This is a genomic window from Mesorhizobium temperatum (genome assembly GCF_002284575.1).
In the GTDB taxonomy this organism is placed as follows: Bacteria; Pseudomonadota; Alphaproteobacteria; order Rhizobiales; family Rhizobiaceae; genus Mesorhizobium; species Mesorhizobium temperatum.
In genome coordinates this window covers 1-10452 of sequence record NZ_NPKJ01000046.1, presented here as the reverse complement: position 1 = coordinate 10452, position 10452 = coordinate 1, and the positions used below count along the sequence as shown (strand labels likewise).

Genomic DNA, 10452 nt, shown 5'->3' with positions numbered 1-10452 from the left:
CGCTCGCTACAGCGCTATCGAGGGCGCGCTCGCGAGCGGCTTCGCTACCGCCGAGCTACACCACCTGTAGGGACGCGACCTCCTTCAGGGACATATATCTTTTTGGAGCTTGATTAGCATGTACGCCTGGTTACCCCGTGTCGTTACCCTTACTGTGGAAGAACAAGACAAATGCCCGGATTATTTCTATTAAGTATTTGATTTTGCTGGTGCCCCAGGACGGAATAGAACCGCCGACCTTCGGTTTACGGAACCGCTGCTCTACCAGCTGAGCTACAAGGCACGGCGCTCCGGTTGGCATATGTTGCGCCAGTAAGGACAAAACTCTGTTTTGCTGGCGAACGCGCCGGAACGGCCGGCGCGGACATCCTGAAAACGGCCAATTCGCTTCCTATATTGATCCAAGGTGCAATCGCATGGGCGAGGGTATCGCATGATCAGACTTGTCGTCATTGCGCTGGTCGTCGTCGTGGCCTGGATTCTCCTGGTGAAGCTCATCAAGGTTTTGAAGAGCGCCAATGTCGACTGGACCGGCGTCACCACCATCATCGGCTTCATCGCGCTTGCCTTCTGGCTGCGCCACATCACCGGCATGGGCTGAGGCCTCCCGCCGGCGGACTGCCGACCGGCGCTCTTCGCCGGTCGTAATTGCACGCCTGGCTGCAAACCCTGTTCAGACTTGCCGCTTTTGCGCTTTCGAAAAAATCCAAAAAACCGTCGAACCTTTTTTCTTGCTGCAACGACTGATGGGCAAGAGGCGGATGGATCGCCTCTCACAGCGCAGCAAGGAGATCGTCATGTTCAAGCGCACCATCGTTTCCGGCTTCATCGCCACCACTGTCGCCGCCGCCATGCTGGCCGGCTCCGTTCAGCCTTCGGCCGCCCATCACAAGCACCGTCACAACAAGCATCTTGGCATCGGCATCGCCGCCGGCGTCGGCGGCTTCCTGCTCGGCACCGCGCTCGCCCAGCCGCGCACCGTCTACATTGAGGAGAACGGCGGTTCGTGGCACGTCCGGCGCTGCCTCAACCGCTATCAGAGCTACGATCCGTACTCCGACACCTTTGTCGGCTACGACGGCTACCGTCATCGCTGCCGGCTTTGAGAGAGGACCGTTTCAGGCAACCGGAAGAAGGGGCACCCCACCGCCCCTTTTTCTTTGTCTGGAGGGTTGCCCGCCCGCGCTTACGGCGTCAGGCCATGGGGTGTCCTGCCGCCGATCATCTTCGTCACCGCCGCTGCCGCATCGTGCACCAGCGGACCGATCTCGGCCAGTCGCTCCGGCGTCACCCGCACCGTCGGTCCCGAAACCGACACGCCGCCGATCGGCTCGCCGAACTCGTTGAAGATGGCGGCGGCCACGCAGCGCATGCCGGGGTGCCGCTCCTCGTCGTCGACCGACCAGCCGCGCAGCTTGATCGTCACCAGATCGCGGGCCAGCGCCGAGATGTCGGACAGCGTCTTTTCGGTGAAGCGCTCCAGCCCGGCCCGACGCAGGATGGCGCCGACGCGCTCCGGCTCGAGATGCGCCAGCACCGCCTTGCCGATGCCCGACGCATGGAAGGAACTGCGCGTGCCCGGCCGGAAGAAGGCGCGGATCGCCTGATGCGTCTCGACCTGGCTGACGAAGACGACGCAATCGTCCTCGGTGACGCCGAGATTGGCGGTCTCGCCGGTCTTCTCCATCAGTTCCTGCATGACGGTGCGGGCGCGGTCGACCAGTTTGCGGCGGCGCAGGAACGCCGCGCCCATGCGATAAGTCTCGACGCCGATCGACCAGAGCTGGTCGGTGCTGTCGAACTCGACCATGCCGTGGTTTTCCAGCGTCGTCAGCATGCGGTAGGCGGTGGAGGCGGGGAGGCCGCTCTGCGCGGCGATCTCGCTCAGCGACAGACCGCTGCCGTCGGCGACGATGGCCAGGATGCGCAGCGCCCGGTCGAGCGACTGCACCGAAGCGGTGTCGGACGGGCCGTGGAAGGCACGCGGCCGCCCGCGCTGGCGTTTTTCAGTCGTTTCCATGGCGGCATTCTTGCCGACTTCGCCAAATGCGCAATAAAAAAGTTTTTCATTAATTTGCCACGTCAATTTCATGGAAAACTGAAAATTCAATAAAATCATGATGTAGCCGCCGTTTCTTAGAAATGAAAAAATATTCTGAAAAAATTGAAAAATAGTCGCCGCACTGGCATTCTCGGCCATCAACACATTCCGTGGAGGCTGATATGGCCAGGATGCGCGCAGTCGACGCAGCGGTTCTCGTTCTCGAAAAGGAAGGTATTTCCTGCGCCTTCGGCGTGCCGGGCGCTGCCATCAACCCGTTCTATTCGGCGTTGAAGGCGAGGGGCACCATCCGCCATATCCTCGCACGCCATGTCGAGGCGGCCTCGCACATGGCCGAGGGCTACACACGCGCCAAGTCAGGCAATATCGGCCTGTGCATCGGCACTTCGGGCCCGGCCGGCACCGACATGATCACCGGGCTCTATTCGGCCGCGGCCGATTCCATCCCGATCCTCTGCATCACCGGCCAGGCGCCGCGGGCGCGTCTCAACAAGGAGGATTTCCAGGCCGTCGACATCGCCGCCATCGCCGCGCCAGTCGCCAAATGGGCGGTCACCGTCATGGAACCCTACCTGGTGCCGATGGCGCTGCAGAAGGCGTTCCACCTGATGCGCTCGTCGCGGCCGGGGCCGGTTCTCGTCGATCTGCCGGTCGATGTGCAACTGGCCGAGATCGAGTTCGACATCGATGCCTATGAGCCGCTGGTGCCGTTCAAGCCGGCAATGTCACGCAGCCAGGCCGAGAAAGCCTTGGCGATGCTCAACGCGGCCGAAAAGCCTGTCATCGTTGCCGGCGGCGGCATCATCAACGCCGATGCTTCGGATCTGCTGATCGAGTTCGCCGAAGTCACCGGCGTACCCGTGATCCCGACGCTGATGGGCTGGGGCGCAATTCCCGACGACCATCGGCTGATGGCCGGCATGTGCGGGCTGCAGACGTCGCATCGCTACGGCAATGCGACGATGCTCGAGGCCGACTTCGTCTTCGGCATCGGCAACCGCTGGGCCAACCGCCATACCGGCTCGGTCGACGTCTACACGAGGGGCAAAAAATTCATCCATGTCGACATCGAGCCGACCCAGATCGGCCGTGTCTTCGCGCCGGATCTTGGTGTCGTCTCGGATGCCGGTGCGGCACTGAAAATGCTGCTCGACGTCGCCACCGAATGGAAGACGGCGCGGAAACTGCGCGACTGGTCGGGCTGGGCCAGAGAATGCCAGGGCCGCAAGAAGACGATGAAGCGCAAGACGCATTTCGACCAGGTGCCGCTGAAACCGCAGCGCGTCTATGAGGAGATGAACAGGGCATTTGGCCGCGACACCACCTATGTCACCACGATCGGGCTTTCGCAGATCGCCGGCGCGCAGTTCCTGCATGTCTACAAGCCGCGCAACTGGATCAATTGCGGCCAGGCCGGTCCGCTCGGCTGGACGCTGCCGGCCGCACTTGGCGTTCGCGCCGCCGATCCGCAGCGAAACATCGTCGCGCTTTCCGGCGACTATGATTTCCAGTTCATGATCGAGGAGCTGGCGGCCGGCGCGCAGCACAGATTGCCCTATATCCATGTCGTCGTGAACAACGCCTATCTCGGCCTGATCCGCCAGGCGCAGCGCGGCTTTTCGATGGATTTCGAGGTCAGCCTCGCCTTCGAAAACGTCAACCGGAAAGACGATCCCGAGGCTGGCTATGGCGTCGACCATGTTGCTGTCGCCGAGGCCATGGGCTGCAAGGCGGTCCGGGTGCGCAGGCCGGAGGAATTCGCCGGCGCGTTCAAGCATGCGCAGCGCCTGATGAAGGAGTACCAGGTTCCCGTCGTGCTTGAATTCATCTTAGAGCGCGTCACCAACATTTCGATGGGCACGGAAATCGACAAGATCACCGAGTTCGAAGAGCTTGCCGAACACCACGAAGACGCCCCCACGGCGATCGTCATGCTGGATTAAGCTGTGCTGATATTCAGGTGATGCCGGCCTGAAAACGGCGGTTTCTTGGTACTTCCGGTGCTCACGTACCAAAAAGTACGCTCCGCTCCGGTTCTTGGAACCCACCTAGTTTGGTCGCTTCGCGCCCGTCTTCGACTCCGGCTCGGCCTGACCTGAATCTCACCACAGCTTGGGCCGGGCGAAAACAAGGAGAAAAAAGAATGCCCCGTTTTTCAGCCAATCTCTCGATGCTCTTTGGCGAGCACGATTTCCTCGATCGCTTCGATGCCGCCGCTGGCGCCGGCTTCAGGGGTGTCGAATATATCGGCCCTTATGACCATGCGCCCGATGTCGTGGCGGCGAGGCTGAAGAAGAATGGCCTGACGCAGGTGCTGTTCAACCTGCCGGCCGGCGATTGGGGCAAGGGCGAGCGCGGCATTGCGGTGTTGCCGGATCGTGTTCCCGAGTTCCGGCAAGGCGTCGCCAAGGCGATCACCTACGCGCATGCGCTGGGTTGCGAACAGATCAACTGCCTCGCCGGCATCGCGCCGCGAGGCGTCGAGCGTTCAGTGATGGAAGATGTCTTCGCCGAAAACCTGGCTTTCGCAGCGGAGAAGCTGGCGCAGGCCGGCATCAGGCTGTTGATCGAGCCGATCAACACGCGCGATATTCCGGGCTTCTTCCTGAACTATTCGGACCAGGCCCTGGCGCTCATCGACCGCGTCGGCTCGAAGAACCTGTTCCTGCAATACGACATCTATCACATGCAGATCATGGAGGGGGATCTCGCCCGCACCATCGAGGCAAACCTCGGCCGCATCGCACATATCCAGCTTGCGGACAATCCCGGCCGTCATGAGCCGGGGACGGGCGAGATCAATTTTCCTTTTCTGTACAGTCACATTGACCGTATCGGCTATACCGGTTGGATCGGGGCGGAGTACAAGCCGAAGGCCGGCACGGAAGTCGGGCTGGGTTGGTTCCGGGAGTTTGCCGGGCAGGGCAGTGCGGCGGCGTAGGGGTTTGAACTCGCGTTCCGTCGCGCCCCCCTCTGGCCTGCCGGCCATCTCCCCCACGGGTGGGGAGATCGGCAGTTTCGGCGTCGGCTTGTAACTTTCTAAACCTCGAAAATTGGCGAAAGCGGCCGGCAGGCCAGAGGGGGACGCGAAGGAACGCGGCCTTAACAAGGAAAATACCAGGGAGAACATCAATGGACACCATCGGTTTCATAGGCCTCGGCATCATGGGCGCGCCGATGGCGGGGCATCTGCTCGACGCCGGCTATCAAGTCGTCGCCAGCGACCATCGCTCGAAACCGCCGGCCGATCTCGTCGCCAAGGGTCTGAAGACCGTCACCGGCCATCACGCCGTGGCACGTGCCGCCGACATCATCATCACCATGGTTCCCGACACGCCTGAGGTGGCCGAGGTGCTGTTTGGCGAAAACGGTGTCGCCTCGGGTTTGACCGGGGGCAAGCTGGTCATCGACATGAGCTCGATCTCGCCGATCAAAACGAAGGAATTCGCCAAGAAGATCAACGACCTCGGCTGCGACTATCTCGATGCGCCGGTGTCGGGCGGCGAGGTCGGCGCCAAGGCCGCGTCGCTGACCATCATGGTCGGCGGCGAGGAAAAGGCCTTCGAGCGCGCCAGGCCGGTATTCGAGAAGATGGGCAAGAACATCACGCTGGTTGGCCCCAACGGTATCGGCCAGACCACCAAGGTCGCCAACCAGATCGTCGTTGCGCTGACCATTGAAGCGGTCGCCGAAGCGCTTGTTTTTGCGTCGAAAGCCGGCGCCGATCCGGCCAAGGTGCGACAAGCGCTGATGGGCGGGCTGGCCGCCTCGCGCATCCTCGAAGTGCATGGCGAGCGCATGATCAAACGCAGCTTCGCGCCGGGCTTTCGCATTGAACTGCACCAGAAGGATCTCAACCTGGCGCTGGAAGGGGCGAAAGCGCTCGGCGTGGCATTACCCAACACCTCGACCACGCAGCAATTGTTCAACTCCTGCGCGGCCAATGGCGGCGCCAAGGAGGATCACTCGGCGCTGGTCAGGGCGCTGGAGCGAATGGCGGGACATGAGGTGGAGTGAGATCGGTCGCTTGGTTGTACCCGCAACACCGATGGAGGCATCAATACGACGGGTTGGCCCGCCATTTCGCAACAAGATAGAGAAGCAAGATACCAAGCATCATAATTGCTAGAGACAGGAATGGCAGTGCCGCAAAGATCGACATAAGAAACAGGCCAACGACCCCGACAACCAGCGTTTGCGCTACAAATATATTTCTGTAGAGGAGGCAAAGACAGAGTATGGCTCCAGCGATTGTGAAATAAATTTGGTTTTGCCCAATTCCAAATTTGCCGCTCACGGCGCTGGGGGTCTTAGAAAACAAAATTAATATCAAAATGAGTATGCTCGATAGCAACACCGCGAGGAAAAGGCGACGAAGCACAAGTTCTTTGGTTTTGAACTCGTTCAAACTGAGAACGAGCTTAAGGTCACGGATCTCGGCCCTGTGCGCCTCGCGCCAGTACCCGTGGAAACGCTGCCACGACAGCGATACGTGGTTGGACAGGTACTGAAGTAAAAACAGCTTCTCGAGGTCGTCGACGATCTGCTCTCTGGTTGTCATGTCTGGGCGCCACGAATGGCGATTCAGCCACACCCAATTCTGGTCGTCGTCATTCGCCATTTTGGAGACTCTTGAGATGAGCGTGCGCCGCATAAAGGCTCACCGCTGCGGCATTCGACACGTTGAGCGAACGGATGGTGCCGGGCATGTCGAGCCGGGCGAGCGTCGTCACCGTCTCGCGGGTCTTCTGGCGCAGGCCCTTGCCCTCGGCGCCCAGCACCAGCGCGATCTTTTCTCCCGAAAAACTCTTTTCGAGTTCCGCCGGTCCGTCCGAATCGAGGCCGATGGTCTGGAAGCCGGCCTCGTGCAACTGGCCGAGCGCGTCGGCAAGGTTCTTCACCTCGATCTGGTCGATATGCTCCAGCGCGCCGGAGGCCGACTTTGCCAGCACGCCGGATTCATGCGGGCTGTGGCGCGCCGTAGTGATCAACGCGCCGGCGCCGAAGGCGACCGCCGAGCGCAGGATCGCGCCGACATTATGCGGGTCGGTAACCTGGTCGAGGACCAGCACCAGCGTGGTGTCGCCGAGCGCATCGAGGCGCTTGGGTTTTAGCGGCTCGGCTTCGATCAGCACGCCCTGATGCACGGCATCGGAGCCGGTGACCTTGTCGATGTCTTTCGGTTCGACCATCTCAGTCTCAAAGGGCAGGGCGGCGAGGTCGGCAATCGCCAACCGCTCGGCGGCGTTGCGCGTCACCAGCATCTTCTTGATCCGCCGGCGCGGATTGTCGAGTGCCGCCCGCACCGTGTGCAGGCCGTAAAGCCGCACCAGGCCGTCCGCGGCTGTCTCACCTGGCGGCATCGGCTGGCGCGGCCTGAACGCCGGCGCGCCGCCGCTCTTCTCGTCGCGATGCGCGCGGCGCAGCTTGGCATAGTGGGTGTCTTTCGGGGTCTTGGGCTTGTTGTCGTTCCTCATGGCCGGTTCTATAGCCGTGTCGTCTGTCTATGGATACAGCCGGATACCCTGCTCGGCGGGTCGTCAAGAAATTCAGCGCGTTTTGCCGGGACGTTGCGGTTGACAGTTTTGGGCGCTGCCGCCATAAGGCGCTTCGCGAAGGGCTGCTCACGCGGTCGCGACGCGTCGATGCCTCGTTGCATGGCTCCGGCGGCAGACTGGAGAGGTGCCCGAGTGGTTAAAGGGGACGGACTGTAAATCCGTTGGCTATGCCTACGTTGGTTCAAATCCAACCCTCTCCACCACTGCCGGCCCGGAAGCCCTGAAACGCAAAGCATCGGACCGAAAAGTGCATAGCGGTTTTCGGGCGAGAGGCGCGGGTATAGCTCAGTGGTAGAGCAGCAGCCTTCCAAGCTGAATATGCGGGTTCGATTCCCGCTACCCGCTCCAAGCATGCTGTTGAAGTCATTATCGAAAATAACTTCCTTGAAAATGCGCCGTGTCACTGCGTGTCACTGTCTGTGGCGGTTCTGTAGTGCCTGAGCGGCAAATCCGTCATCCACATCGCCAGGTCTTCAGTCGGCGCCTCCGGCGACATGCTCTTCATATTGAGGCAGGTCGTCGGCGATCGTGAACCACTTCGCCTTGGAGCCGACAAAGATGTGCTGCGTCGCACGGATGGTCGGCTCGTCGACAAGGGTTCCCATGGCGACGTGCACGAAAGCACCGTCGCGGACGACCGAATAGAGCAATGAGCCGCAGGTCTTGCAGCGCGTGTCATGGCCGGTCTCCTCGCCAAAGATCAGGAGGTTGTCCTCGCCCTTGGTCAGGCTCAGTCTCTCACGCTCGATGCCGGCAAACGGCTTGAAGGCCGAACCGGTGGTGCGCCGGCAGTTCGAGCAGTGGCAGTTGGCGGCGTAGATGAACTCGTCGGCCACCGCGTATTGTACGGCGCCGCACAGGCATTTTCCGGCAAGCATGCGGTTGCCGGCATTCTCCTTGCTTGTCACAGGTTTCTCCATTTTTTGCGGACAGCGGCCAAGTTGAAATTGTGGTGTAACCGTTGGTTTGGTCACCACTGCCCAAATTATGCGACGACGGTCAGTCGGCGCCTACGCTCGTCGAGCGACACGATGGTCAGCCCGCTGGCCACCACCAGCAGGATGCCGCTGATCGCCAGCGCGTTCGGCAATTGCCGGAACACCACCAGCCCCGAAATGACCGCCCAGACGGTGAAGCAGTAATAGAATGGCGCCACCACCCCGGTCGGCCCGGCGCGATAGGCCATGAAGATGAAGAAGTGGCCGAAGATCAGGAACAATCCGGCCCCGGCCATAAGCAGCAAATGATGTGCCTCCGGCGTCACCCAACGCTCCGACAGCAGATGCGCGACGCCTGAGCCGACCAGCACCACCACCACCGCGGAAATTGCGACGATCATGCCAGGCACATCGGCGGCGACCCGGCGCCCGGCGAGATCGCGCGCGGCGGCGAATGCCGCATTGCCGAGCGCCAGCAAGGCGTAGACCGAGATTCCCTGCATGGTCGGCTGCGCCACCATCACCGCTCCGATGAAGCCGAGCCCGATCAGCGCCATGCGCAGGCCCCCGATCCGTTCGCGAAACAGGATAGAGGAGCCAATCAACATGAGCAGGGGAGTGATCTGCCCCAGGGCGGTCGAATCGGCGATCTGCATGTTGGCGAGCGCCACCACGTAGCAAAGGATTGCCGCCAGCTCGAGCAGGTTTCTTTGCAACACTCTCCTGTCGAGGATCAGCGGGATCTGCTTGGCGTAGCCCAGCGCAAACAGCAACGGGATGCCCCAAAGCGTTGCCGCCGTCCCGCGCAAAAACAGCACTTCATAGGGCGGCAGCCCCACCGTCGCCAGCTTCAACATCGTGTCGTTGGCGACATAGGACCCGGTCGAGAGGATCATGAACAGCGGGCCGCGGATGGCGATCGGAATGAAATGCATCGGATCAGGAAATCAGACCGGCGTCACACCGGCAATGGGCCAGATCCGGCTGTAAATCCGGCAAGCGGACAGGCGGAAGCGGCGATGTCCACCCGCTGAATGCCGGTACCCGCGGAACCTATCTTCGGCCATTCCATTCCTTCTTGTTCGTTCCTATATCCGCGCCACATCCCCGAAAACCGGATCATGGGTTCAGACCGGGTGAGAAAGCCCCGGCCACAAGGCACTTGTGTTTTTCGGCCGCAGTCGCTAATCGCCCCGCATTCGACTGAACTGAAGGTCCAGGCCGTCCAAGGAAAGAGACTATGGCAAAAGGTAAATTCGAGCGTACAAAGCCTCATGTGAACATTGGCACGATTGGCCACGTCGATCATGGCAAGACGTCGCTGACGGCGGCGATCACCAAGTATTTTGGCGAATACAAGCGCTACGACCAGATCGATGCGGCGCCCGAAGAGAAGGCGCGCGGCATCACCATCTCGACGGCGCATGTCGAATACGAGACGGCCGCCCGCCACTACGCCCATGTCGACTGCCCCGGCCACGCCGACTATGTGAAGAACATGATCACCGGTGCCGCGCAGATGGACGGCGCGATCCTGGTTGTGTCGGCCGCCGACGGCCCGATGCCGCAGACCCGCGAGCACATCCTGCTGGCCCGTCAGGTCGGTGTGCCGTCGATCGTGGTGTTTTTGAACAAGGTCGACCAGGTCGATGACGCCGAGCTGCTCGAACTGGTTGAGCTCGAGGTGCGTGAGCTCTTGACCAAGAACGAGTTCCCCGGCGACGACATTCCGATCGTCAAGGGTTCCGCACTTGCCGCTTTGGAAGATTCCGACAAGAAGATCGGCGAGGATTCGATCCGCGAATTGATGGCTGCGGTCGACGACTACATCCCGACGCCGGTTCGTCCGCTGGACAAGCCGTTCCTGATGCCGATCGAGGACGTGTTCTCGATC

Annotated in this window: 11 protein-coding genes and 3 tRNA genes; 8 read left to right on the top strand and 6 right to left on the bottom strand. The window is 61.3% G+C overall.

Translation table 11 applies throughout. The features are described from left to right. Nucleotides 1-207: 207 nt before the first annotated feature. A tRNA-Thr gene (locus tag CIT26_RS15315) sits at nt 208-282 on the bottom strand. A gap of 151 nt (nt 283-433) precedes the next feature. On the opposite strand from CIT26_RS15315, the gene CIT26_RS36615 reads away from it, so the two are divergent. Continuing rightward, complete coding sequence (locus CIT26_RS36615) at nt 434-601, top strand: hypothetical protein (protein WP_095493362.1); 168 nt, start codon at nt 434-436, stop codon at nt 599-601. Nucleotides 602-797: 196 nt separating this feature from the next. Continuing rightward, a complete protein-coding gene (locus CIT26_RS15305; protein WP_095493364.1) occupies nt 798-1106 on the top strand; it encodes a BA14K family protein in 309 nt (102 codons plus the stop codon). 80 nt (nt 1107-1186) lie between these two features. Here CIT26_RS15305 and bhcR read toward each other — a convergent pair whose 3' ends face one another. Then, complete coding sequence (bhcR, locus tag CIT26_RS15300; protein WP_095493363.1) at nt 1187-2020, bottom strand: HTH-type transcriptional regulator BhcR; 834 nt, start codon at nt 2018-2020, stop codon at nt 1187-1189. 203 nt (nt 2021-2223) lie between these two features. On the opposite strand from bhcR, the gene gcl reads away from it, so the two are divergent. The 3 genes from gcl (at nt 2224) to CIT26_RS15285 (ending at nt 6079) form a co-directional block, all read left to right on the top strand. Continuing rightward, nucleotides 2224-4005, top strand: coding sequence for a glyoxylate carboligase (gcl, locus tag CIT26_RS15295; protein WP_095493361.1), 1782 nt, complete (start codon nt 2224-2226; stop codon nt 4003-4005). A 200-nt stretch (nt 4006-4205) separates the two neighbouring features. After that, nucleotides 4206-5003 carry a 2-oxo-tetronate isomerase gene (gene otnI / locus CIT26_RS15290; RefSeq protein WP_095493360.1) on the top strand — a complete coding sequence of 266 codons (798 nt, stop codon included), beginning with the start codon at nt 4206-4208 and terminating at the stop codon, nt 5001-5003. Between the two features lie 191 nt (nt 5004-5194). Then, nucleotides 5195-6079, top strand: a complete 885-nt coding sequence (locus CIT26_RS15285; protein ID WP_095493359.1) for a 2-hydroxy-3-oxopropionate reductase — start codon at nt 5195-5197, stop codon at nt 6077-6079. 40 nt (nt 6080-6119) lie between these two features. On the opposite strand, the gene CIT26_RS15280 is transcribed toward CIT26_RS15285, so the two are convergent. Both CIT26_RS15280 and CIT26_RS15275 read right to left on the bottom strand, forming a co-directional pair. Continuing rightward, entirely contained in the window at nt 6120-6683 is a 564-nt protein-coding gene (locus CIT26_RS15280; RefSeq protein ID WP_095493358.1) for a hypothetical protein, read from the bottom strand. Then, complete coding sequence (locus CIT26_RS15275) at nt 6673-7539, bottom strand: TrmH family RNA methyltransferase (protein ID WP_095493357.1); 867 nt, start codon at nt 7537-7539, stop codon at nt 6673-6675. Before CIT26_RS15275 ends, CIT26_RS15280 begins: the two co-directional genes overlap by 11 nt. Nucleotides 7540-7738: 199 nt before the next feature. Here CIT26_RS15275 and CIT26_RS15270 point away from each other — a divergent pair. Further along, nucleotides 7739-7823 (top strand) — tRNA-Tyr (locus CIT26_RS15270). A 71-nt stretch (nt 7824-7894) separates the two neighbouring features. Beyond that, nucleotides 7895-7968 (top strand) — tRNA-Gly (locus CIT26_RS15265). Nucleotides 7969-8093: 125 nt separating this feature from the next. Here CIT26_RS15265 and CIT26_RS15260 read toward each other — a convergent pair. After that, entirely contained in the window at nt 8094-8540 is a 447-nt protein-coding gene (locus CIT26_RS15260; RefSeq protein WP_095493356.1) for a GFA family protein, read from the bottom strand. Between the two features lie 65 nt (nt 8541-8605). Beyond that, on the bottom strand, nt 8606-9493 hold the full coding sequence (locus CIT26_RS15255; protein ID WP_095493355.1) for a DMT family transporter: 888 nt from the start codon (nt 9491-9493) through the stop codon (nt 8606-8608). A 305-nt stretch (nt 9494-9798) separates the two neighbouring features. On the opposite strand from CIT26_RS15255, the gene CIT26_RS15250 reads away from it, so the two are divergent. Beyond that, on the top strand, nt 9799-10452 hold a 654-nt coding region (locus tag CIT26_RS15250), incomplete at its 3' end, for a GTP-binding protein (protein ID WP_143747852.1).

Excerpts from the sequence above, each read along its gene's own strand:
- CIT26_RS15255 (WP_095493355.1), bottom strand. The coding sequence starts at position 9,493 with ATGCATTTCATTCCGATCGCCATCCGCGGCCCGCTGTTCATGATCCTC.
- CIT26_RS15305 (WP_095493364.1), top strand. The coding sequence starts at position 798 with ATGTTCAAGCGCACCATCGTTTCCGGCTTCATCGCCACCACTGTCGCC.
- otnI (WP_095493360.1), top strand. The coding sequence starts at position 4,206 with ATGCCCCGTTTTTCAGCCAATCTCTCGATGCTCTTTGGCGAGCACGAT.
- CIT26_RS15275 (WP_095493357.1), bottom strand. The coding sequence starts at position 7,539 with ATGAGGAACGACAACAAGCCCAAGACCCCGAAAGACACCCACTATGCC.
- CIT26_RS15280 (WP_095493358.1), bottom strand. The coding sequence starts at position 6,683 with ATGGCGAATGACGACGACCAGAATTGGGTGTGGCTGAATCGCCATTCG.
- CIT26_RS15285 (WP_095493359.1), top strand. The coding sequence starts at position 5,195 with ATGGACACCATCGGTTTCATAGGCCTCGGCATCATGGGCGCGCCGATG.
- gcl (WP_095493361.1), top strand. The coding sequence starts at position 2,224 with ATGGCCAGGATGCGCGCAGTCGACGCAGCGGTTCTCGTTCTCGAAAAG.
- bhcR (WP_095493363.1), bottom strand. The coding sequence starts at position 2,020 with ATGGAAACGACTGAAAAACGCCAGCGCGGGCGGCCGCGTGCCTTCCAC.
- CIT26_RS36615 (WP_095493362.1), top strand. The coding sequence starts at position 434 with ATGATCAGACTTGTCGTCATTGCGCTGGTCGTCGTCGTGGCCTGGATT.
- CIT26_RS15260 (WP_095493356.1), bottom strand. The coding sequence starts at position 8,540 with ATGGAGAAACCTGTGACAAGCAAGGAGAATGCCGGCAACCGCATGCTT.